The following is a 22,411-nucleotide window of genomic DNA, read 5'->3' on the forward strand; positions in this document are numbered from 1 at the left end:
GTTTATATTTTTCTAACAAAAACCTTGTTTTATCAGCCACTCTGGACTGAAACCGATTTCATCTTCATGGAAAACAAGCCTTTTTTCAATTTTTCAACGCTTTTTTAACTCCCAATGAAAATGTAACAGAAAGCAATGAAATATGTGCGGTTGCTCATGTTCTTACATACTGGTTACAAAAAGAGATTGATAATTCGCATCGCGAAAAATAGTCTATTCATTGTAGTCAATGAGGTTTTCTCAGCGCTACTTTTTTAATTTTTGCTTTTTCGCTGTCCGCTTTTATCGGCAGCATTTTTATGTCAAAGAGGATTAACATATGCGTACGTTTAGTGGCAAACGTAGTACGCTGGCGCTGGCTATCGCCGGTATCACAGCAATGTCGGGTTTTGTTGTCGCTCCACAGGTTCACGCCGAAGGTTTTATTGATGACTCTACCTTAACTGGCGGCATCTATTACTGGCAGCGTGAACGTGACCGTAAAGATGTGACCGACCACGACAAATACAAAACCAACCTTTCTCACTCCACCTGGAACGCTAACCTCGACTTCCAGTCCGGTTATGCGGCCGATATGTTTGGTATTGATATCGCAGCATTCACTGCTATTGAAATGAACGAAAGTAGCGAAAGCGGCCATCCAAACGAAATCGCATTCTCTTCAAAAAATAAAGGCTATGACGAAGATTACTCCGGCGATAAGAGCGGGATTAGCCTGTATAAAGCGGCAGCCAAATTCAAATTTGGCCCAACCTGGGCGCGCGCTGGTTATATTCAGCCAACCGGGCAAACTCTGCTGGCACCACACTGGAGCTTTATGCCTGGTACCTATCAGGGTGCTGAAGCCGGTGCCAACTTCGATTATGGCGATGCGGGTGCGCTGAGCTTCTCCTATATGTGGGCCAACGAATATAAAGCACCGTGGCATACCGAAGTCGATAAATTCTATCAGGCCGATAAAAAGACCAAAGTTGATTACCTCCATTCAATCGGCGCAAAGTATGACTTCAAAAATAACCTGCTGTTGGAAGCAGCATTCGGTCAGTCTGAAGGCTACGTCGATCAGTATTTCGCCAAAGCCAGCTACAAATTTGATTTAGGCGGTAACCCGTTTACCACCAGCTACCAGTTCTACGGTGCCCGCGATAAGGTTGATGACCGCACAGTTAACGACATTTATGATGGCACGGCCTGGCTGCAGGCACTGACCTTCGGCTACAAAGTGGCAGAAGTCGTTGATCTGCGACTGGAAGGGACCTGGGTTAAAGCTGACGGGCAGCAGGGCTACTTCCTGCAGCGTATGACCCCGACCTATGCGTCTTCAAACGGTCGTCTGGACGTTTGGTGGGATAACCGCTCTGACTTCAACGCCAACGGTGAAAAGGCCGTGTTCTTCGGCGCGATGTATGACCTGAAAAACTGGAACCTGCCTGGCTGGGCTGTGGGTGCATCATACGTTTACGCGTGGGATGCTAAACCGGCTACCTGGCAGCTCAACCCGGATGCGTACTACGACAAAAATCGTACTATTGAAGAGTCGTCTTACAGCCTGGATGCGGTCTATACCCTGCAGGATGGCCGTGCGAAGGGCACTATGTTTAAACTGCACTTCACCCAGTACGACAACCATTCAGATATTCCGAGCTGGGGCGGTGGTTACGGTAACATCTTCCAGGATGAGCGTGACGTGAAATTCATCGTTATTGCTCCGTTCACCATCTTCTAATGCCGACAGAGGCAGGCCGCAAGCCTGCCGTTTTGTTGAGGAATGTGTTATGAAAAAGCTGATACTCATCGCCGTCATGGCATCAGGGCTGGTTGCCTGCGCGCAATCACCCGCGCCGAAAGAAGATAGCCGTCTTAAGGAAGCCTATAGCGCGTGTATCAATACCGCGCAGGGTTCGCCGGAGAAAATCGAAGCCTGCCAAAGCGTGTTGAATGTGCTGAAGAAAGAAAAACAGCACCAGCAGTTTGCGAATGAAGAAAGCGTGCGCGTACTGGATTACCAGCAGTGTATCCAGGCAACGCGTACGGGTAACGATCAATCCGTTAAGGCCGATTGTGATAAGGTCTGGCAGGAAATTCGCAGTAATAATACGGCGAAATAAAACGTGGTATGAACAAGAACGGGCGGAGAGATTTCTTCGCCCGTTTGCATTTTAGCGTCGTTTCTCAATTGCCCACTTGAGTAATGCCGCACAACGGTAAAATCCGTGGGCAAATTTTCCGTATGGGATGGTCAGAAATAGCGCCATCACGACACCAAGATGAATAGCAAGCAAAATAGCCATCCCTGAGGTATCTCTGCCTGCCAACAACGCTAAGCCCGTCAGACTCGTCAGTAGCAGCAACAGGATAAAACCGCGATCCATCGGTTTTTGCCGTGCGTCGCCCTGTAGCGGTGAGCGCTTAAGGTTCAGCCATAACAAACCCGCTGGGCCGACAACCAGGCCAATGCCGCCTAATGTGCCCAGCATGACCGGAACGCTGAGGAACGGATAGGGCGCTTCTATGTCGGCAAAGTAGTGATAGCCCGTTGCCACCACGGTGGCGGCAAAGCAGAGCAGAAAACCGTAGAAGGTGAAGTGATGGAAACGGCGGCGCATCAGGGTGAAGGCATCATCTGCTTCGTTACACCCTTTGCCGTGCCCGCCATCGAGATATTTCAGCGTCAGCGCATTGTGAGAGGCTTCAGCAATGTCAGAGGAACGCGGCATCCCCGGAGAAATCTCCCGCCAGAAGCGGATAACGCCCGCCATCAGCAGACCCATCGCCAGAATAAAGACTGAACCAAACATCCATGCCAGCAGGTTATGCGGGAAAATTTGGTAGAAATCTCCGGCCAGCGGGGGATGGAGTAACGTGCCTGTTAAACCTATAGCGAGGAGTAAAAACAGGATCAGACCGAAAACCAGCGACAGCGTCACGGTGACGCCTGCACGACGATAAAGCGCGCCAAAGGCGGCGGGTTGCGCGTAGTGCTGATAGGTTTCCAGCCTTACTTCTGCCATTGCTTTCGGTACATTGATAGCAAATTCATGGGGCGGTGCGTATTGACACGCGTGCAGGCAGGCGCCGCAGTTATGGCACAAGTTGGCCAGATAGTTGATATCCGCTTTACCGAATTCCAGACGCTGAGTCATCGCCGGGAACACGGCGCAAAAACCCTCGCAATAGCGGCAGGCATTGCAGACTTGCATAACTCGTTCAACTTCCGCTTCCGGCTCGGTTAGCATTTTCGCTTCGATAATTAATTTCTCAAGCGGTTTCATGATGTGCCTCCTCACGTGCTGCCAGAGCGGCTTCTTTTCCGGCAATACGGCCAAAGGTGGTCCCAATCGACATGCCTACACCTGCGGTGTAGCCTTTTCCCAGCACGTTGCCCGCCATCATCTCCCCGGCGACGAACAGATTGCGACTTGGACGCCCGGCAAAATGCACTGCGGCGTGTTCATTCACCTTTAACCCCAGGTAGGTGAAGGTGATCCCCGGACGTAAGGCATAGCCATAGTAAGGTGGCGTATCCAGTGGTCGCGCCCAATGTGTTTTTGCCGGTGTCAGATTTTGTGTTGCACAGTTATCCAGAGTGGTGTGGTCAAAGTGGCCTGGCAGGCAGGCGCTGTTGTACTGCATGACAGTATGGGTAAAGCGCTCAGTATCCAGTCCCAACTGGCGTGCCAGCTCTGCTAACGTAGTGGCCTGTGCGCCTGGAAAAACCGGGGGCATGAAGTGACCGATGGCTTTACTGTCGATAATGGAGTAACCAATTTGCCCGGGCTGGTGGGCGACCAGACGTCCCCAGATGGCATAACGTTTGGGCCAGAAATCCTCGCCTTCATCATAAAATCGTTCTGCATCGCGGTTCACTACGATGCCAAGCGAAACACAGTCCACGCGGGTGCAAATCCCGCCGTCATATAAGGGGGCCCGGGCATCAATCGCCACGCAGTGTGACTGGGAGGGGTCGCCGATGATGTCCGCGCCGGCATCGATCATAAATTTGAGCAGTACGCCCTGATTAAAGCGCGTGCCACGAATGAGGAAGTTATCCGCAGGCCATTCACCGCGGGCGTTCTCACCCCAGGCTTCTCGCAGCCATTCGCGGTTAGATTCAAACCCGCCAGCGGCAAGCACGCAGGTCTTTGCCGGAATGCGCTCTGCACCAGCCAGCGCCGCTACGAACTCGCCGTTGTGCAATTCAAGCGCCTGTACCGGGGTGTTATAGCGGATTTGCACGCCTAACTTTTCTGCGCTGCGATAATAGGCATTCACCAGGGCTTTCCCGCCGCCCATAAAAAAGGCATTGGTTCGCGCCACGTGTAGAGCGCCTGAGAGTGGAGGTTGAAAATTGACGCCGTGCTGGCGCATCCAGTCGCGACACTGTGATGAGGTACGGATCACCAGACGTGCCAGGGCTTCGTTGGTATTTCCTTCCGTTACGCGCAGCAGATCTTGCCAATACTCCTCTTCTGGATAGCTCTCCACCAGTACATCCTGTGGCGCATCATGCATACAGCGTAAATTACGCGTGTGTTGGGAGTTTCCTCCGCGCCATTCACGCGGGGCTGCCTCAAGCAACAGTACCGAAGCGCCTTGCTCCCGGGCGGTTAAGGCGGCACATAGTGCAGCATTGCCGCCGCCAATCACCAGAACATCAACCATCGCATACTCCATTACCACTTAACCAATTGTTAAGTTTGTAATTAAAATGTATACGAGTAAGTTGTGTGGACGCTATGACGCGATGCTAAACAGCCCTTTAATTATTGTAAAGGATCGCACCTGGCCAGTGTCCAGATTCCACCAGTTGATGCATCACTTTGGCTAGTACCACACGGGCAGCGAGACCTGCTGGGGTGAGTTCATCGTCAGAAAGGCTGACCAAAAAGTTGGGGCGGCTAAGTATGGGATTATGGATGCCAATCACTCTTAATGTCTCTTTATCGAGATGGGAAATTGCCGCACCGGGCTGAAGTGTTGCACCGATTCCGCTGCGAACGGCGTGCATCAGTAGCGTCAGGCCGTCAATTTCTGTCGCGATCTCAATGTTCAGCGCATGCTCCTGGCTGATAGCATCCAGTCTGCCGCGCAGACCATGTCCTGGGCTTGGCATTATCAATGGAATACGTGCCAATTGGGCTGGAGCAATATTGTCATCGGTAATATCAGCCAGTAGGGCATGAGTACCAATTAAAAATAGCCGTTCTTCGAGAATCGGTCTGGCGCTCCAGCGCAGGATCTTTTCTTTTTGAAATACCACCGCCAGATCAATCTGGCGGGTATTAATCATTCGTTCCAGGTTACCAGAGAGGCTTTCCACCACATGCAGGCGGACATCACTATAGCTTTCCCGCATGGCGTTGATGAAAGGCATCCCAAGAACGGAAGCAGTACTGGGGGCCATGCCGACGCTGACGTGCCCGGAAAGTCTGGCCTCCCGTGCGGCGAGGATCGCATCGTCTGCGTGACGGAGCGCCAGCTGTGCCTGGGCGTAAAATGCCAGTCCAGCGCTGGTGGGCGTCACGCCACGCGAGGTACGTTGCAGCAGACGTATGGCGAGTTCGTTTTCCAGGCGGGTCATTTGCTGGCTGAGCGCCGAAACACCGATACTGAGGTCGAGCGCCGCGCTACCCATGCTGCCGGTTTCTACAATGCGCACAAAATAACGTAGCTGGCGAAGTTCCATTTCGACTCTCCGGAAGGGACAATTGCTTTTTACATTAAAGCAACACAAGAGTGGAGGGAAGGGGAAACACGCTGATAACGCGCATAAAAAAAGCCAACCGGATGGTTGGCTTTTCAGAGAGCATTACATTACTTGCCGTCGTGCGCGTGCTCATCTTCGCGGCAATCGCCTTCAGCGCAGTGACCGTACAGATAGAGGCTATGGTTAGTTAAACGAATGCCATGTTTAGCCGCAATCTCACGTTGACGCGCTTCGATGGAGTCATCGCTGAACTCGACCACTTTGCCGCAGTCAAGGCAAATCAGGTGATCGTGATGATGCTGTTGAGTCAGTTCGAAGACGGATTTACCACCTTCAAAATTATGGCGGGTCACGATACCGGCATCATCAAACTGGTTCAGCACGCGATACACGGTCGCCAGACCAATTTCTTCACCCATGTCGATCAGGCGTTTGTATAAGTCTTCCGCACTGACGTGATGGTTATCCGGTTCCTGAAGAACTTCCAGAATCTTTAAACGAGGAAGCGTTACTTTCAGGCCAGCCTTCTTTAATGCGGTATTGTTGTCAGTCATGCGGAATCTGTCCTGTAGCTAAACGGTTCACTTCATTAACAGAAGTGACAGAAATTGCACTTGAGATAATGCGTATCATTATAGAACTGCCATGCCTAAATGAAAACTGCAAGTCTCTGGCAAATATTGTTAATCAAAACGTGGTATCACCAACAAACACACTGTGCAATACCCGATTGGCATCCAGCCATTGTACAGGGTCAGGCGAAAAAGTTACAAATTTGTAGCAATTATTTTGATTGGTTCTATCTATTGATGCGGCGCAGATGAATATCTACGCCGCACGAAATCAGGCATTGATGATTTCGTCGAGGTGCAGCTCTTCAGAGATCTGCTTAACCCATTTTTCTACGCGTTCAGCGGTCAGTTCCGGCTGGCGATCTTCATCGATAGCCAGACCGACAAAGTGGTCGTCATCTGCCAGACCTTTAGACGCTTCAAAATGGTAACCCGCCGTTGGCCAGTGGCCGACGATGGTGGCGCCGCGCGGCTCAATGATGTCACGGATGGTGCCTAACGCATCACAGAAATATTCTGCGTAATCTTCCTGGTCGCCACAGCCGAACAATGCCACCAGTTTACCGTTAAAATCAATGTCTTCGAGAGTAGGGAAGAAGTCGTCCCAGTCGCACTGCGCTTCACCGTAGTACCAGGTTGGGATGCCGAGCAGCAGAATGTCATACCCTTCCAGGTCTTCTTTGCTGCTTTTTGCAATGTCATGTACATCGGCAACGTCTTTACCAAGCTGTTTTTGAATCATTTTTGCGATATTTTCGGTATTACCGGTGTCGCTGCCGAAAAAGATGCCAGTGATTGCCATGAGTAAAATAACCTCTTGAAACTTATTGAAATGGTGGTGGCGCATTGCCCACGGATAAGGGCAATCATAGCAGAACAGTCAGGCATGCGGAAACAGCAAACACGCAGGACTGCACTCTGTGCTACACGATTTATGATTTAGAGCAGAAATTCAGACTAAGCCTGACCGCGCAATGCGGTGAGTTGGTTCATCAGCATCTCTTCGATGAGTTCACTGCGACTCATGTTGCGTGCCTCGGCCAGCTCGTTCAGAGCGTCAACGGCATCGGCGTTCAGTTTCAGTTCGACACGCTTAAGCCCGCGAACTTTGTCGCGTTTAAGCTGATTACGTTTGTTAATACGTAACTGTTCATCACGCGAGAGCGGATTAGTTTTGGGTCGTCCCGGGCGACGCTCCTGCGCGAACAGATCTAATGTCGTACGGTCCGTTTGTTCTTTGGCCATGATCTTGGTGACTTCGGGGAAACAATCAGCCAGGCGTCCGCCCGGATGGATAGCGCGCCATAATACATCAGCAGGGGAGGCGCGCCAACGCCCACGCGCGTAATCACGCGCGGACGCTGAGTTTTTAATCAGTTAACCTGCTCGCTCAGATAACGACGGATGGCGCGCAGCACCGCATCGGGTTTTTCCGCATGTACCCAATGGCCTGCGCCGGCAATAACGTGTGCGCGGGCCTGCGGGAATTGCGCCAGTAGCTGTTCGCGATATGCTTCGGTCACATAAGGTGAATTACCGCCGGGGATAAACAGCGCCGGGTGTTCCCACGCCGGAATGGTCTCCCAACCGACGATATGAGGATATTGATCCCACAATACGGGAACGTTAAAGCGCCACTCGCCGTCAACAAAGGATTTCAGCAGAAACTGGATAACACCTTCCTCTTGCAGGTGCTGACGCATAACGCTCGCCGCCTGCTGGCGTGAGGACGCTTGTGCATCGGTTACGGCATTGATTGCCGCAAAAATCTCATCGTGGCGGCGAACATGGTAGTCAACGGGAGCAATGTCGATGGCGACCAGCCGTTCGACACGTTCAGGAGCCAGCGCAGTCAGCGCCATAACGGCTTTACCGCCCATCGAGTGGCCAATAAAGATCGCTTTTTCAATCTGCCTAGCGTCCAGCGTATCCAGCAGATCTTGCGCCATGGCCGGATAATTCATCTCAGGTGAACGAGGGGAGAGACCATGATTTCGCATATCAACCTGGATGATGTCGTGATCGGCCACGAGATCGCGTGCCAGGATCCCGAGGTTATCCAGACTGCCAAACAGGCCGTGAACCAGGACGATGGGAGAATTATTGTGCGGGTTTTGCGCAGATTGCGCTCGGATATTCAATTTCATGGCAAAGTTCTTTTTTTCACACTGACGGGTTAGGGTATCATGTTGACCATTCTGCCACATGGCTGCAACAACTACGGTTACTCCGAGTTTTGCTGGTCACCAGGCTTGACGCTATCCGCTGTTAGGATTTGCCTTTACACTACAGCGTGTAAAGTCCTGACAACTTGTATTCAGCCAAACATTGCACTGGATTAAGATGAAAACGATTGAAGTTGATGATGAACTCTATAGCTATATTGCCAGCCACACCAAGCATATTGGCGAGAGCGCATCCGACATTTTACGGCGTATGTTGAAGTTTTCCGCCGCATCACAGCCTGTCACTCCGGTAGTAAAAGAAGTCCGCGCGGTACAACCTGTCGTGGAAGCCAAGCCGGTCAACCCTACGAAAGACAAAGTGCGCGCCATGCGTGAACTGCTGCTTTCCGATGAATATGCGGAACAGAAAAAAGCAGTGAATCGCTTTATGCTGGTGCTGTCTACACTTTACTCACTGGATAACAACGCGTTCGCCGAAGCAACGGAATCGTTGCACGGACGTACGCGCGTTTATTTTGCAGCGGATGAACAGACGTTGCTGAAAAATGGTAATCAAACCAAACCGAAACACGTGCCAGGCACGCCATATTGGGTGATCACCAATACCAATACCGGCCGTAAATGCAGCATGGTTGAACACATCATGCAGTCAATGCAATTCCCCGCGGAGTTGATTGAAAAGGTTTGCGGAACAATTTAATCCTTGCATTAGAAGGACCAGGCAATGGCAATCCACAACCGTGCAGGTCAACCTGCGCAACAGAGTGATTTGATTAACGTCGCCCAACTGACGGCACAGTACTATGTACTGAAACCAACAGCAGGGAACGCTGAGCACGCCGTTAAGTTCGGTACGTCCGGACATCGCGGTAGTGCGGGTCGTCATAGTTTTAATGAGCCGCATATTCTGGCTATCGCTCAGGCGATTGCCGAAGAACGTGCGAAAAACGGGATTACAGGCCCGTGCTATGTGGGCAAGGATACCCACGCGTTGTCTGAACCGGCTTTCATCTCTGTGCTGGAAGTGCTGGCAGCGAACGGTGTTGATGTCATTGTGCAGGAAAACAACGGCTTTACGCCCACCCCTGCCGTGTCGAATGCTATCCTGGTCCACAATAAAAAAGGCGGTCCGCTGGCTGACGGCATTGTGATCACGCCGTCCCATAACCCACCAGAAGACGGCGGAATTAAATACAACCCGCCAAACGGTGGCCCGGCAGATACCAACGTCACCAAAGTCGTAGAAGACAGGGCTAATGCACTGTTGGCTGATGGTCTGAAAGGCGTGAAGCGTATTCCGCTGGATGCCGCGCTGGCGTCCGGTCATGTTAAAGAACAAGACCTGGTTCAACCCTTCGTGGAAGGGCTGGCAGATATCGTCGATATGGCGGCAATCCAGAAAGCGGGTCTGACGCTGGGCGTTGATCCACTGGGTGGTTCCGGTATCGAATACTGGAAACGTATCGCTCAGCACTACAACCTGAATCTGACCCTCGTTAACGATCAGGTCGACCAGACTTTCCGCTTTATGCATCTCGATAAAGACGGCGCCATTCGTATGGACTGTTCCTCCGAGTGCGCGATGGCCGGTCTGCTGGCGCTGCGTGACAAATTCGATTTGGCATTTGCCAATGACCCGGACTATGACCGCCACGGTATCGTAACACCGGCTGGACTGATGAATCCGAACCACTATCTGGCGGTAGCGATCAACTACCTGTTCCAGCATCGTCCGCAGTGGGGCAAAGATGTTGCCGTCGGTAAGACGCTGGTGTCATCGGCGATGATTGACCGTGTAGTGAATGAGTTAGGGCGTAAACTGGTTGAAGTGCCGGTTGGCTTTAAATGGTTTGTTGACGGTCTGTTTGACGGCAGTTTTGGCTTTGGTGGGGAAGAGAGCGCGGGGGCATCTTTCCTGCGTTTCGACGGTACACCGTGGTCAACCGACAAAGATGGCATCATCATGTGCCTGCTGGCAGCGGAAATTACGGCAGTGACAGGCAAGAACCCGCAGGAGCATTACAACGAACTGGCGGCGCGCTTTGGCGCACCGAGCTATAACCGAATTCAGGCTGGGGCCACCTCCGCGCAGAAAGCGGCGTTGTCTAAGCTCTCTCCGGAAATGGTGAGCGCCAGCACGCTGGCGGGCGACCCGATCACTGCGCGTCTGACGGCAGCGCCAGGCAACGGCGCATCGATTGGCGGCCTGAAGGTGATGACCGATAACGGCTGGTTTGCTGCGCGTCCTTCTGGTACCGAAGATGCTTACAAGATCTACTGCGAAAGCTTCCTCGGTGAGGAACACCGCAAGCAGATCGAGAAAGAAGCGGTCGAGATTGTCAGCGAAGTGTTGAAAAACGCATAAATCACCTGCCGGATAAGACGCTAGCGTCGTCATCCGGTATGAATGATGAAAAAGCCGGATAGCGTATCAGCTGATCCGGCTTTTTTATTCAGTGCATATTCACGGCATAAACCGATAGCCAATTCCGGTTTCGGTGAGAAAATGACGCGGGCGGGCCGGGTCCAGTTCCAGCTTCTGGCGCAGGTGTCCCATATAAATACGCAGATAGTGACTGTGTTCGACGGCGTTTGGTCCCCAAACCTGATTCAATAACTGACGTTGCGTCAGCACCTTCCCGGCGTTATTCAGCAATACCGCTAACAGGCGAAACTCAATCGGCGTCAAATGAATTTCTTCGTCACCCCGGTGTACGAGGCGGGCGGCGATATCCACTTTAACATTAGAAAAATGCACGACCGGTTCGGGAGACGTCCCGCTGGCGTGGCGACGCAATGCCACACGCAATCGCGCCTGCAGCTCGCCAATACCAAAAGGTTTGCTGAGATAGTCATCGGCTCCGGCATCCAGCGCGGCGATTTTATCGCTTTCCTCACTGCGGGCTGAAAGCACAATCACCGGGATCGCGCTCCATTGACGCAGGTCGCGAATAAAATCAATGCCGTCGCCATCCGGCAGGCCGAGATCGAGAATGATGAGATCGGGTTTTCGCGTGGCGGCTTCCAGCAGACCACGTTGCAGCGTTTCCGCTTCAAATACACGTAGCCCATCGGCCTCCAGCGCGGTGCGTAGAAAGCGGCGAATGGCCTGTTCATCTTCAACAATCAGTACGTTCGTCACATATCCTCATGAAAATCTTCAAGTTCAGGGGGAATTTCCTGGGGCAGTGTAACACGAAAACATGCTCCTCCCTGCGCGCGATTGTGGACAGAAATAGTCCCGCCATGCACGTCTACAATGGCCTGACAAATTGCCAGCCCCAGCCCAACGCCTGGCACCGATGACTCTTTATTTCCCCGAGAAAATTTGTCAAAAACGCGCTGTTCCATACCCGATGGAACACCCGGCCCATTATCCCAGACGTCCAGTTGCAGGTGTTCGCCATCAACGCTGGCATCAATACCGATCTGCGCCTGTGGGCCCGCGTATTTGACGGCATTTTCCAGCAGATTAATCAGCACCCGTTCAAAGAGCGGGCCATCGACGTGAATCAATGTCAACGGTTCTGGTAACGACAGATTTATCGGGGCAGAGAGACCTGGCTCCAGCATCTGCAGGGCGCTGCCGACCACCTCTTCCAGCGTTAACCACTCCTTCTTAAGATTAAAGCCGCCAGACTGAATTCGCGCCATATCCAGCAGGTTATTCACCAGTCGGGTCGTGTTCAGGACGTGCTGGCGAATTTCGCTGGCCTGACGTGCGTGCGGCGATCCTTCGCTTGCCAGATCCAGCGTTAAGATTTCTGCCTGGCCGAACAACACCGTCAATGGCGTGCGCAAATCGTGGGACAGAGCAGCGAGCAGGGCGTTGCGAATACTTTCGCGCTCGCTGGCAAATCGGGCCTGCTCTTCGCTGGCGGTTAGCGTCAGGCGTTCCAGCGCACTGGCGACCAGTAAAGTGAAGGTTTCCAGCAGGCGTTGCTGTTCGGGGATCATCAACTGGCGTAAATTTCCCGGTTCCACGACCAGCAGCCCATGCGTTTTGTCGGCGCTTTTTAACGGTAAAATTTGATACGGCACGCCGGGTAAGGTGTCAGTGCCTGCGCCGGCGGGTTGCCCTTTATCAAAGCTCCATTGGGCAATAGCGTCATCCCAAGGCGTCATGCCCTGTTGATGGGTGAGAGGGGCCAGCTTACCGTTCTCGCCGGGCAGTAAAACCTGGCTACGGGCCTGGAACGTTGAGGCAATAAACTGTTCGCTGGTGGCGGCGATATCCTGTTGGCTGCGCCCTACAGCCAGTGCTTTCGACATCTCATACAAATGACGCGTACGCTGTTCACGATAACGTGCAACCCGGGCCTGATAACGCACCCCGGCGGTCAGATTACCAATAACCAGACCTACCGTTAGCATCACGGCAAAGGTAAGCAGGTACTGGACGTCGGAAACGGCAAGCGTGCCGCGTGGCGCAATAAAGAAGAGATCAAAGCTGGCGACGTTGATAAACGTCGCCACCACCGATGGCCAGCGCCCGTAGAACAGGGCGATCACCACCACGCCCAGTAGATAGAGCATCACCAGGTTGGCTGCGTCAAATGCAACCAACCACTGCATGGCAATCAATGTCGTAACAGCACACAATGCAGCAGCGACCACACAACCCTGGATTTGTACCCGCCATTTATCCTTAAAGGTGCGGTTATCTGCGGTTTGCAGCACAGGGCGTGCAGGGGGCTCATCGAGGGCTACAATCATCAGATCGAGATCCGGTGCGCGATGGGCCAGCTTGTCAGCAAAGGAGTCGCTGCGCCACCAGCGACGTGTAGTTGGACGCCCGAGGACAATTTTCCCCAGATTATGCTCACGGGCATAGCGGATCACCGCTTTATCTTCGGCAGGGTCGGAGAGAGTGGCCGTTTCAGCCCCCAGTTCCTGTGCCAGTCGCAGCGCGCTTAAGATTGCCCGCCGCCGTTTTTCGGGTAGCCGGTGTAGCGCAGGTGTTTCAACATATACCGCATGCCAGACGCTACCCAGACGCGCCGCCAGGCGTGCAGCCGCTCGCACCAGTTTCTCGCTGCCGGTGTTGTGTCCAATACACAGTAAAATGGCATCGCGGGTATGCCAGACTTTTTCTTCTCCCGGACGCCCCCGCCAGGCACGCATCTGATCGTCCACCCGATCGGCGGTGCGTCGCAGCGCCAGTTCACGTAGTGCAATCAGATTCCCTTTGCGAAAGAAATGCTCGATGGCTCTTTCCGCCTGACCGGCGATATAGACCTTGCCTTCGTTCAGGCGCTGACGCAAATCGTCGGGGGGGAGGTCGACCAGTACCACGTCGTCAGCGGCATCGAAAAACGGGTCAGGAACGGTTTCGCGTACCTGAATACCGGTGACGCCGCTGACCACATCATTCAGGCTTTCCAGGTGCTGAACGTTAACGGTGGTAAAAACATCAATCCCGGCTTCCAGCAGTTCTTCAATATCCTGCCAGCGGCGGGGGTGGCGTGAGCCTGGCGCATTGCTGTGTGCCAGTTCGTCCATCAAAATCAGCGCCGGGCGGCGGGCGAGGGCGGCATCAAGATCGAACTCGCTGATATGCCGCCCACGGTGTGCCTGACGTTTCAACGGCAGCACGGTGAGACCGTCAAGCAGTGCGGCGGTCTCCTTGCGCCCGTGGGTTTCCACCACGCCAATCAGCACATCCAACCCCTGCGACCGCAGTCGCTGGGCCTCCGCCAGCATGGCCCAGGTTTTCCCCACGCCCGCACAGGCGCCGAAGAAAATTTTCAGTTTTCCCCGGTGCGGCGCGGTGGTCTGCTCCAGCAGGCGATCGGGGTTAGGACGTAGGGGTTCGCTATGCATGTCCTTTTTCTCAGTGCTTATCCAGCGCTAAATTAAGTTCTACCAGGTTAACTACCGGCTGGCCGATAAAACTGACCAGTGGCTTTTGCGTGTATTGTGCAACCAGGCGCGTGACCTCTTCAACGCTGAGGTTGCGAGCCTGCGCCACGCGGGGGATTTGCCAGGCCACCGCAGCTGGCGTCAGGTTGTTATCCAGCCCGCTGGCGGAAGCTGTTACCAGCTCTACCGGAACGGCAGGATTTGCCTGCGGGTTGGCGGCACGCAGCGCGGCAATCCGGCTTTGCAGCTGTTTATCCAGTTCCGGGTTGCTGGCTGCCAGATTACTGCCGCCTGAAGCCATTGGATTATAGGGCATTTCCGCTGTGGCTGAGGGGCGTCCCTGAAAATAACCGGCAGCGGTAAACTGTTGCCCAATGAGCTTGGAGCCGCGAACAATCTGACCTTCGCGGAGAAGCGACCCGTTAGCCTGGTGGGGGAACCACCACTGCCCCAGCGCGGTGGTCAGCAGCGGATAAACACCGCCGGTGATAAGCATCAGGAAAAGCAATGTTGATAATGCAGGACGTAATCCACTCATCTGAAACCTCACACCAGACCCAGCAGGGTCAGCAGTAAATCAATTACTTTGATACCGATAAACGGCACAACCAGGCCACCCAGGCCGTAGATCCACAGATTGCGGCGCAGCATCGCGGAAGCGGATAACGGCTTATAGCTCACGCCTTTCAGCGCCAGTGGGATCAGGAAGACGATGACCAGCGCATTGAAGATGACGGCGCTGAGGATCGCCGAATCCGGCGAATGCAGTCGCATGACGTTCAGTGCGTTAAGCTGCGGGTAAGTTGCGGCGAACGCAGCCGGGATGATGGCGAAATATTTCGCAACGTCGTTGGCGATACTAAAGGTGGTCAGCGACCCACGCGTCATCAGCATCTGTTTACCAATGTGCACCACTTCAATCAGTTTGGTGGGGTTGGAGTCGAGATCCACCATATTGCCCGCTTCTTTCGCTGCCTGGGTTCCGGAGTTCATGGCAACGGCAACATCGGCCTGCGCAAGGGCTGGAGCGTCGTTAGTTCCGTCTCCGGTCATCGCCACCAGACGACCTTCTGCCTGATACTGACGAATTAGCGCCAGCTTGGCTTCCGGTGTGGCTTCGGCTAAGAAGTCATCCACACCGGCCTCTGCGGCGATTGCTGCAGCAGTCAGGCGGTTATCGCCGGTGATCATCACTGTTTTGATGCCCATTTTGCGCAGTTGGGCAAACCGTTCTTTAATCCCACCTTTTACGATATCTTTCAGGGCAATCACACCCAGTACGTGGGAGCCTTCGGCCACCACCAGCGGCGTTGCGCCAAGGCGAGCAACGTTTTCGACCTTCTGCTCCACATCGGCAGGGAAGTGGCCGCCGTTAGCTTCGACGTGACGACGAATGGCATCAACCGAGCCTTTGCGGATCATCCGGTTGTCGATGTTGATACCGCTCATCCGACTCTGAGCGGTAAACGGCACAAAGGTGGCATGGAGCGACTGTACGTCACGAATACGCAGGTTAAAGCGCTGTTTAGCCAGGACAACGATGCTGCGACCTTCCGGTGTTTCATCGGCCAGTGATGAAAGCTGCGCGGCATCGGCCAGCGTTTTTTCGTCCACGCCCTGGGCGGGCAGAAAATCAGAAGCCTGACGGTTACCCAGCGTGATGGTGCCGGTTTTATCCAACAGCAGTACGTCCACATCACCAGCCGCTTCTACCGCACGTCCGCTGGTGGCGATAACGTTCGCACCCAGCATGCGGCTCATCCCGGCGACGCCAATCGCGGAGAGCAGCCCACCGATCGTGGTGGGGATCAGACAGACCAACAGGGCAACCAGCACCGTGATGCTGACTGCACTGCCGCCCCAGGCAGAGAACGGCCACAACGTGGCGGTTGCCAGCAGAAAGACGATAGTCAGGGCAATCAGCAGGATCGTCAGCGCGATTTCGTTGGGCGTTTTACGCCGCTGTGCGCCTTCAACCATGGCAATCATTCGGTCGAGGAATGTTTCTCCGGGGTTGACGCTACACGCGATCACCAGCCAGTCCGAGAGAATGCGTGTCCCGCCAGTGACGGAGGCAAAATCGCCGCCGGATTCACGGATTACAGGCGCGGACTCACCGGTAATGGCGCTTTCATCCACCGAGGCGCCGCCTTCGATAACTTCGCCGTCACACGGGATAATATCGCCAGCTTCCACCAGCACGATATCCCCTTTACGTAACTCTTCGGCTGGCACGTGATCCATTTGCGCACCATATTTCGGTTCACGAAGTTTGCGGGCAAAGGCGGTTTTTTTAACCCCTTTCAGGCTGTTGGCCTGCGCTTTACTACGCCCTTCAGCCAGCGCTTCTGCAAAGTTAGCGAACAGAACAGTCACCCACAGCCAGAGGCTTATCGCGCCGGTAAACAGTGGATTACCTGACATATGGCCTGTCGCCATCGCCACCGTTAACAGGGTGGTCAGCAGGCTGCCCAGCCAGACGATAAACATCACCGGGTTACGCCACTGAGTATGTGGACTTAATTTTTTCACGGCGTCCATCAGCGCTTGTGCGACCAGAGAAGGTTCGAACAGCGCCAGTTGCTTGCGACTCATAGTCATGTGCTCCGCATCACTCAACGTAAAGAGAGGTATTCTGCTACCGGGCCAAGCGCCAGTGCAGGAACAAAGGTGAGGGCGCCAACCAGCAACACGGTACCGATCAACAACCCAACAAACAGCGCACCGTGGGTAGGTAGCGTGCCGGGACTTGCTGGCTGGCTCTTTTTACCAACAAGTGAACCGGCAATCGCCATCACCGGGATAATGATGCCGAAGCGGCCGAAGAACATGCATAAGGCCAGCAGGCAGTTCCAGAACGGGCTGTTGGCGCTTAACCCGGCGAAGGCACTACCATTGTTGTTCGAGGCGGACGACACGGCATACAGCACTTCGCTAAAACCATGCGGCCCGGGATTGAGCATGGCGCTACGCCCGACATCGCTCATCATGGCTATCGCTGTCCCAAGCAGGACCAGCGCAGGGGTAACCAGAATCGCCAGCGCGGTCATTTTCATTTCGCGGACATCGATTTTTTTACCCAGATACTCTGGTGTGCGGCCAATCATTAACCCGGCGATAAATACCGCCAGCAGCACGAACAGCAGCATGCCGTACAGACCTGAACCCACGCCGCCGAAGACCACTTCGCCAATCTGCATCAACCACATCGGTACCATGCCGCCCAGCGCAGTGAAGGAGTCGTGCATAGCAATGACTGCGCCACAGGATGCGGCTGTCGTGACGATTGCAAACAGACTACTGACCAGCACGCCAAAGCGGCTCTCTTTACCTTCCATGTTGATATTGCTGTCTGCGCCAAACGCCATCAGATGCGGGTTACCCTGCACTTCGGCCCACATTACAACCGCTACGCAAACAACAAAAATAAGCGACATAGCCCACAGCAGGGTGCGTCCCTGTCGGCGATCGCCCACGACGTCGCCGAAGGCGAAACACAGCGCCGTGGGAATTAAGAAGATTGCCAGCATCTGGACCAGGTTGGTCAGTGCGGTTGGGTTTTCAAAAGGATGTGAGGAATTGGCATTAAAAAAGCCGCCGCCGTTGGTACCGAGCATCTTAATGGCTTCTTGTGAGGCGACAGGTCCCATCGGTAGCAGTTGTTTTGTCCCTTCGAGCGTGGTGATCGCCTGATAAGGCAGCAGGTTTTGCAGCGCACCTTGTTGGATGAAAAACAGCGCGATGAGCAGAGAAATCGGCAGCAATATCCACAGCGTAATGCGGACCAGATCCACCCAGGCGTTGCCCAGCGTGTTCATACTCTGGCGCGTAAAGGCGCGAGCCAGGGCAAAGATCACCGCAATACCGGTCGCCGCAGACAGGAAATTCTGCACGGTCAGGCCGGCCATCTGGCTGAAGTAGCTTAAAGTGGTTTCACCCGCATAGGACTGCCAGTTGGTGTTGGTCACAAAACTAACAGCGGTATTGAGCGCGAGATCCCACGATAGCCCCGGTAACTGTTGTGGATTCAGCGGCAGCAGGTTTTGCGCCATTAACATCGCAAACAGTATCAGCAGGCCGAGGATATTAAGTGCGAGGATCGCCAGCAAATAGTGCAGCCAGGTCATTTCCTGCTGCGAAATACCCAGCCCACGCCACAGCACACGCTCAACGCCGGCAAGACCGGGTAAGGATGTGTTGTTGATAAGACGCGCCAGCCCAAAGCCCAGCGGCCTGGCGAGAACAAACAGCACCAGCAGGAAACTGGCGATGAGTAAAAATCCTTGCGCTGCCATCAGAACGCCTCCGCATTAATCAAGGCATACACCAGATAACCCAGTAACAAAAAGACCAGCACAAGGCCGGTTATCACGCCTGCACTCACAGTGCACCTCCAGTGGCATAAATGTGATAACCAGAGCGTAGGTTTTTGGTTGCAAAGATTTCGCAAAAATCTGCGGGCGGGGTGTAAAAAAAGTATAAAAATGGCAAAGACCATTATTTAACTAATGATTAGTATTAATTTAACCTTTATGTAACTTAATTACGAATTTACGTTAAACGAAGCATCAATAGATAAAAATAAGTGGTCGGATGAGTAGCAAAATTACACACAAGGCGGTATTATTTTCATCAGTTAACCAAGTTTATTTTTCCGGTGCTATTCACCGAACAGATATATGGGAGAGGATTATGGACTTTTATAAAGAATATCCAGCACACATTGTTTTCTTGCGCCGTACCTTTGCCGTACTGGCTGGTGTTCTGGCGCTGCCGGTCATGCTGTTCTGGAAAGACCGTGCCCGTTTTTACAGCTACCTGCATCGCGTCTGGTCGAAAACCAGTGATAAGCCGGTGTGGATGGAGCAGGCTGAAAAAGCCACCTGCGATTTCTACTAAGTTACCGTTCAGGCTCAAAAAAACCGCCAACAGCAATGTGGCGGTTTTTTTATACGTCGCAGTCTACACTTACCTGTGTAACGGATAAGGAGTGGCGATGAGCAAGAGAGTTCCTGTTGGTGTCCGCGCCTGTCTGACCGCAGAAGCGAACGATAAATTTCTGTTTGACGAGAATACGCTGGTACGTATTTATGCCTTGCATGAATTGCACCGACTGCGCCAGAGCGGATTATCACGTGGCGCATTGATTGATTTTCACACCCGTTACAAGCTGGTGTTACTGGCACACTCCCAACCGGAGTATCGTGAGCTCGGCCCTTTTGTTGCCGCAATCCACGAATGGGCAAGCCTCGATGCTTTTTATACGGAGTACCGTTTACGGTTGATTCATCTGTTGTTTAATAACGCGACCCGACGCAACCATACCAATGTCCTGATGCATGTGCAGGGCTATTTCCGTAACCAGCTCAATCTTCGTCAACGTCAGGAACTGACCTCAATAATCGATAACTATCGACGTGAGATGCAGCCGCTGCTTGCGCCATTGATGCTCCTCCAACACTATATGACGGAGCACCCGAACAGCTGGTTGTCCGGGCAACGTTACTTTGAACTCTGGCCTGCGATTCTGCGTTTACACGGCAAAGCTTAATTTTTATTTGGGAGTTTTATGACCACTCATCTGGTCTGGTTTCGGCGAGATTTACGTTTGCATGACAATCTTGCGCTGGCAGCGGCATGTCGGGATCGTTCGGCACGGGTATTGGCGTTATATATTGCCACGCCCGCACAGTGGAAAGCGCATGATATGTCACCGCGTCAGGCGGCGTTTGTCGGCAAGCAGTTGAATGCGCTGCAAACGGCGCTGGCAGAAAAAGGCATCCCGCTGCTGGTTTATGACGTCGGGGATTTCACAGCCAGCGTAGAGATAGTCAAAAATGTCTGCGCACAGCATGACGTTAGCCGACTGTTTTATAACTATCAGTACGAAATCAACGAACGCCAGCGCGATGCTCAGGTTGAAAAATCATTATCGCAGGTGGTCTGTGAGGGTTTTGACGATAGCGTAATCCTGGCACCGGGCGCGGTAATGACCGGGAATCATGAGATGTATAAAGTCTTTACACCGTTTAAAAATGCCTGGCTGAAGCGGTTAAAAGACAGTATCCCGGAGTGTGTTGCGGCACCAAAAGCCCGCGAAAGCGGCGCAATTCCCCCCCCATCAACGCCAATTACGCTCAATTATCCACAGCAGGATTTTGATGTGGCGCTTTTCCCGGTAGAAGAAAAATCGGTTATCGCGCAATTACGTCAGTTTTGCCAGCAGGGCGCGGCAGAATATGAGCAACAACGTGATTTCCCGGCAAATGAAGGCACCAGCCGGTTGTCGGCAAGCCTTGCCACCGGTGGGTTATCACCGCGCCAGTGTCTGCACCGTTTGTTAGTCGAGCAACCGCAGGCGCTAGAGGGAGGCGCCGGGAGCGTTTGGCTAAACGAGCTCATCTGGCGCGAATTTTACCGCCATCTACTGACGTACTATCCCGCACTGTGTCGGCATCAGCCCTTTATTCGCTGGACTGATCGTGTGCAATGGCAAAATAGCGTGACGCATCTTCAGGCATGGCAGACGGGAAATACAGGGTATCCAATCGTAGATGCGGCGATGCGCCAGCTTAACGGCACAGGGTGGATGCATAATCGTTTACGCATGATCGCGGCTAGCTTTTTGGTGAAAGACCTGCTGATCGACTGGCGAAAAGGCGAGCAGTATTTTATGTCACAGCTGATCGACGGTGATCTGGCGGCGAATAATGGTGGCTGGCAGTGGGCTGCTTCTACCGGAACGGATGCTGCGCCGTATTTCCGTATTTTTAACCCCACCACGCAGGGGGAGAAATTCGACCGTGACGGTGATTTTATCCGCCAATGGGTACCGGAATTACGCGATGTACCGGGAAAAGCCATTCACGAACCGTGGCCGTGGGCGGAGAAAATGCAGGTGACACTCAACTATCCTCGTCCGATTGTCGATCATAAGCAGGCAAGGTTAGCCACGCTGGCAGCCTATGAGGCAGCGCGTAAAGGGTAAAGGCATGGTGGATTTTGCGTAATACCTTCCAACAGAATGAACATGTTGCAGTCGGGTGATTTTAGCGCTGAAGCGTGCGCTCAGTACCGTGAATACCCTGCTGCACAAGTTTTCTCTCAGCAGTAAATTTCCGTCATCTGAATGAAAATGACGGAAATTAATGACAACGCCAACGACCTCCACCCCGCATGATGCGGTGTTTAAAACGTTTTTACATCATCCCGAAACTGCACGAGATTTTCTCGACATTCACCTGCCAGCTGAACTGCGGATGCTTTGCGATTTGAATTCGCTGCAACTGGAGTCAGAAAGCTTTATTGAAGCGGATTTACGTTCGCGCTACTCCGACGTGCTCTGGTCTTTGCACACACGCAACGGTGACGGTTATGTCTATGTGGTGATAGAGCATCAAAGTTCAGCCGAGCCACATATGGCTTTTCGTCTGTTGCGTTATGCGCTAGCGGCGATGCAGCGCCATCTGGACGCAGGGCACAAGGAACTGCCGCTGGTGATACCGATGCTGTTTTATCATGGCTGCCGAAGCCCCTATCCGTACTCATTGTGCTGGCTGGATGCCTTTGCCGACCCCGTGGCGGCAAGACAGCTTTATTCCAGCGCATTTCCGTTGGTAGACATAACGGTGGTACCCGATGATGAGATCATGGCTCACAGGCGAATGGCGCTGCTGGAATTAATGCAAAAACATATCCGTCAGCGGGATTTGATGGGGCTGGTAGAGTAACTGACCACGCTACTACTTACCGGATGCGCTAATGACACGCAACTGCAGGCGATGTTTAATTACATCCTACGATCCGGCGATGAATCTCGCTTTAATGAGTTTATGCAAGAGATGGCACAACGGATCCCCCAACATAAGGAGAGGCTGATGACTATTGCGGAGCGGTTACGGTTAGATGGATTACAGGAAGGTTTACAACAAGGGCTACAACAAGGCAAAGAAGTAGGAAAGCGAGAAGCTGCATTACGTATAGCGCAAACTATGCTGGAGCAGGGAATAGATCGCGCAATGGTACTACTAGTGACGGGGCTTACTGAAGAGGAACTCGCTGCAAGTTATGCGTAATTACCCGAA

The 22,411-nt window shown here is 53.2% G+C and carries 21 protein-coding genes and 1 pseudogene; 8 read left to right on the plus strand and 14 right to left on the minus strand.

From position 1 onward, the window contains the following. Positions 1-319 precede the first annotated feature (319 nt). Entirely contained in the window at positions 320-1,726 is a 1,407-nt protein-coding gene (gene chiP / locus AL515_RS08380) for a chitoporin ChiP (protein WP_048212279.1), read from the plus strand. A gap of 49 nt (positions 1,727-1,775) precedes the next feature. Further along, a complete protein-coding gene (gene chiQ, locus AL515_RS08385) occupies positions 1,776-2,108 on the plus strand; it encodes a ChiQ/YbfN family lipoprotein (protein ID WP_005121405.1) in 333 nt (110 codons plus the stop codon). A 51-nt stretch (positions 2,109-2,159) separates the two neighbouring features. Here chiQ and tcuB read toward each other — a convergent pair whose 3' ends face one another. The 8 genes from tcuB to ybfF all read right to left on the minus strand — a co-directional run bounded on the left by tcuB (position 2,160) and on the right by ybfF (position 8,426). After that, entirely contained in the window at positions 2,160-3,272 is a 1,113-nt protein-coding gene (gene tcuB / locus AL515_RS08390; protein ID WP_061067525.1) for a tricarballylate utilization 4Fe-4S protein TcuB, read from the minus strand. After that, a complete protein-coding gene (gene tcuA, locus AL515_RS08395) occupies positions 3,259-4,662 on the minus strand; it encodes an FAD-dependent tricarballylate dehydrogenase TcuA (RefSeq protein WP_061067526.1) in 1,404 nt (467 codons plus the stop codon). The genes tcuB and tcuA overlap by 14 nt, the downstream gene beginning before the upstream one ends. Positions 4,663-4,759: 97 nt before the next feature. Then, a complete protein-coding gene (tcuR, locus tag AL515_RS08400; protein WP_048212276.1) occupies positions 4,760-5,686 on the minus strand; it encodes a tricarballylate utilization LysR family transcriptional regulator TcuR in 927 nt (308 codons plus the stop codon). Between the two features lie 128 nt (positions 5,687-5,814). After that, a complete protein-coding gene (gene fur / locus AL515_RS08405) occupies positions 5,815-6,261 on the minus strand; it encodes a ferric iron uptake transcriptional regulator (protein ID WP_003022836.1) in 447 nt (148 codons plus the stop codon). Next, positions 6,254-6,340 carry a ryhB-regulated fur leader peptide gene (locus AL515_RS08410; RefSeq protein ID WP_100247215.1) on the minus strand — a complete coding sequence of 29 codons (87 nt, stop codon included), beginning with the start codon at positions 6,338-6,340 and terminating at the stop codon, positions 6,254-6,256. Before AL515_RS08410 ends, fur begins: the two co-directional genes overlap by 8 nt. A 210-nt stretch (positions 6,341-6,550) precedes the next feature. Then, positions 6,551-7,081, minus strand: a complete 531-nt coding sequence (gene fldA / locus AL515_RS08415; RefSeq protein WP_003022839.1) for a flavodoxin FldA — start codon at positions 7,079-7,081, stop codon at positions 6,551-6,553. Positions 7,082-7,236: 155 nt separating this feature from the next. After that, on the minus strand, positions 7,237-7,524 hold the full coding sequence (ybfE, locus tag AL515_RS08420) for a LexA regulated protein (protein WP_005121400.1): 288 nt from the start codon (positions 7,522-7,524) through the stop codon (positions 7,237-7,239). A 128-nt stretch (positions 7,525-7,652) separates the two neighbouring features. Further along, complete coding sequence (ybfF, locus tag AL515_RS08425) at positions 7,653-8,426, minus strand: esterase (protein WP_061068807.1); 774 nt, start codon at positions 8,424-8,426, stop codon at positions 7,653-7,655. A 196-nt stretch (positions 8,427-8,622) separates the two neighbouring features. Here ybfF and seqA point away from each other — a divergent pair, with 196 nt between their 5' ends. Then, positions 8,623-9,165, plus strand: coding sequence for a replication initiation negative regulator SeqA (gene seqA, locus AL515_RS08430; protein WP_061067527.1), 543 nt, complete (start codon positions 8,623-8,625; stop codon positions 9,163-9,165). A 24-nt stretch (positions 9,166-9,189) separates the two neighbouring features. Next, positions 9,190-10,830, plus strand: a complete 1,641-nt coding sequence (gene pgm, locus AL515_RS08435) for a phosphoglucomutase (alpha-D-glucose-1,6-bisphosphate-dependent) (protein WP_061067528.1) — start codon at positions 9,190-9,192, stop codon at positions 10,828-10,830. A 99-nt stretch (positions 10,831-10,929) separates the two neighbouring features. Here pgm and kdpE read toward each other — a convergent pair whose 3' ends face one another. From kdpE to kdpF, 6 genes are read right to left on the minus strand one after another with little or no spacing between them, the layout of a single operon-like run. After that, complete coding sequence (kdpE, locus tag AL515_RS08440) at positions 10,930-11,607, minus strand: two-component system response regulator KdpE (protein ID WP_005121396.1); 678 nt, start codon at positions 11,605-11,607, stop codon at positions 10,930-10,932. Further along, positions 11,604-14,288 carry a two-component system sensor histidine kinase KdpD gene (gene kdpD, locus AL515_RS08445; RefSeq protein WP_048212273.1) on the minus strand — a complete coding sequence of 895 codons (2,685 nt, stop codon included), beginning with the start codon at positions 14,286-14,288 and terminating at the stop codon, positions 11,604-11,606. The genes kdpE and kdpD overlap by 4 nt, the downstream gene beginning before the upstream one ends. A 10-nt stretch (positions 14,289-14,298) precedes the next feature. Next, complete coding sequence (kdpC, locus tag AL515_RS08450; RefSeq protein ID WP_061067529.1) at positions 14,299-14,865, minus strand: potassium-transporting ATPase subunit KdpC; 567 nt, start codon at positions 14,863-14,865, stop codon at positions 14,299-14,301. Between the two features lie 8 nt (positions 14,866-14,873). Next, positions 14,874-16,922 carry a potassium-transporting ATPase subunit KdpB gene (gene kdpB, locus AL515_RS08455; RefSeq protein ID WP_061067530.1) on the minus strand — a complete coding sequence of 683 codons (2,049 nt, stop codon included), beginning with the start codon at positions 16,920-16,922 and terminating at the stop codon, positions 14,874-14,876. A gap of 20 nt (positions 16,923-16,942) precedes the next feature. Then, complete coding sequence (gene kdpA, locus AL515_RS08460; RefSeq protein ID WP_061067531.1) at positions 16,943-18,622, minus strand: potassium-transporting ATPase subunit KdpA; 1,680 nt, start codon at positions 18,620-18,622, stop codon at positions 16,943-16,945. Further along, the gene (gene kdpF, locus AL515_RS08465; protein WP_061067532.1) at positions 18,622-18,711 is read right to left on the minus strand and encodes a K(+)-transporting ATPase subunit F; all 90 of its coding nucleotides are present in this window, start codon (positions 18,709-18,711) and stop codon (positions 18,622-18,624) included. Before kdpF ends, kdpA begins: the two co-directional genes overlap by 1 nt. Positions 18,712-19,019: 308 nt before the next feature. On the opposite strand from kdpF, the gene AL515_RS08470 reads away from it, so the two are divergent. From AL515_RS08470 to AL515_RS08485, 4 genes and pseudogenes are all read left to right on the plus strand, one after another. Next, complete coding sequence (locus tag AL515_RS08470; RefSeq protein WP_005122569.1) at positions 19,020-19,226, plus strand: YbfA family protein; 207 nt, start codon at positions 19,020-19,022, stop codon at positions 19,224-19,226. A gap of 97 nt (positions 19,227-19,323) precedes the next feature. Continuing rightward, entirely contained in the window at positions 19,324-19,878 is a 555-nt protein-coding gene (locus AL515_RS08475) for a DUF1722 domain-containing protein (RefSeq protein ID WP_048212269.1), read from the plus strand. Positions 19,879-19,896: 18 nt separating this feature from the next. Continuing rightward, positions 19,897-21,315 carry a deoxyribodipyrimidine photo-lyase gene (phrB, locus tag AL515_RS08480; protein ID WP_061067533.1) on the plus strand — a complete coding sequence of 473 codons (1,419 nt, stop codon included), beginning with the start codon at positions 19,897-19,899 and terminating at the stop codon, positions 21,313-21,315. A gap of 160 nt (positions 21,316-21,475) precedes the next feature. Continuing rightward, positions 21,476-22,402: pseudogene (locus tag AL515_RS08485) on the plus strand (Rpn family recombination-promoting nuclease/putative transposase). The last annotated feature ends 9 nt before the right edge of the window (positions 22,403-22,411 follow it).

It is taken from the genome of Citrobacter sp. FDAARGOS_156 (genome assembly GCF_001559235.2).
Classification (GTDB): domain Bacteria; phylum Pseudomonadota; class Gammaproteobacteria; order Enterobacterales; family Enterobacteriaceae; genus Citrobacter; species Citrobacter youngae.

Coding starts and splice junctions, on each gene's coding strand:
- chiP (WP_048212279.1), top strand. CDS start 320: ATGCGTACGTTTAGTGGCAAACGTAGTACGCTGGCGCTGGCTATCGCC.
- chiQ (WP_005121405.1), top strand. CDS start 1,776: ATGAAAAAGCTGATACTCATCGCCGTCATGGCATCAGGGCTGGTTGCC.
- tcuB (WP_061067525.1), bottom strand. CDS start 3,272: ATGAAACCGCTTGAGAAATTAATTATCGAAGCGAAAATGCTAACCGAG.
- tcuA (WP_061067526.1), bottom strand. CDS start 4,662: ATGGTTGATGTTCTGGTGATTGGCGGCGGCAATGCTGCACTATGTGCC.
- tcuR (WP_048212276.1), bottom strand. CDS start 5,686: ATGGAACTTCGCCAGCTACGTTATTTTGTGCGCATTGTAGAAACCGGC.
- fur (WP_003022836.1), bottom strand. CDS start 6,261: ATGACTGACAACAATACCGCATTAAAGAAGGCTGGCCTGAAAGTAACG.
- AL515_RS08410 (WP_100247215.1), bottom strand. CDS start 6,340: ATGATACGCATTATCTCAAGTGCAATTTCTGTCACTTCTGTTAATGAA.
- fldA (WP_003022839.1), bottom strand. CDS start 7,081: ATGGCAATCACTGGCATCTTTTTCGGCAGCGACACCGGTAATACCGAA.
- ybfE (WP_005121400.1), bottom strand. CDS start 7,524: ATGGCCAAAGAACAAACGGACCGTACGACATTAGATCTGTTCGCGCAG.
- ybfF (WP_061068807.1), bottom strand. CDS start 8,426: ATGAAATTGAATATCCGAGCGCAATCTGCGCAAAACCCGCACAATAAT.
- seqA (WP_061067527.1), top strand. CDS start 8,623: ATGAAAACGATTGAAGTTGATGATGAACTCTATAGCTATATTGCCAGC.
- pgm (WP_061067528.1), top strand. CDS start 9,190: ATGGCAATCCACAACCGTGCAGGTCAACCTGCGCAACAGAGTGATTTG.
- kdpD (WP_048212273.1), bottom strand. CDS start 14,288: ATGCATAGCGAACCCCTACGTCCTAACCCCGATCGCCTGCTGGAGCAG.
- kdpC (WP_061067529.1), bottom strand. CDS start 14,865: ATGAGTGGATTACGTCCTGCATTATCAACATTGCTTTTCCTGATGCTT.
- kdpB (WP_061067530.1), bottom strand. CDS start 16,922: ATGAGTCGCAAGCAACTGGCGCTGTTCGAACCTTCTCTGGTCGCACAA.
- kdpA (WP_061067531.1), bottom strand. CDS start 18,622: ATGGCAGCGCAAGGATTTTTACTCATCGCCAGTTTCCTGCTGGTGCTG.
- AL515_RS08470 (WP_005122569.1), top strand. CDS start 19,020: ATGGACTTTTATAAAGAATATCCAGCACACATTGTTTTCTTGCGCCGT.
- AL515_RS08475 (WP_048212269.1), top strand. CDS start 19,324: ATGAGCAAGAGAGTTCCTGTTGGTGTCCGCGCCTGTCTGACCGCAGAA.
- phrB (WP_061067533.1), top strand. CDS start 19,897: ATGACCACTCATCTGGTCTGGTTTCGGCGAGATTTACGTTTGCATGAC.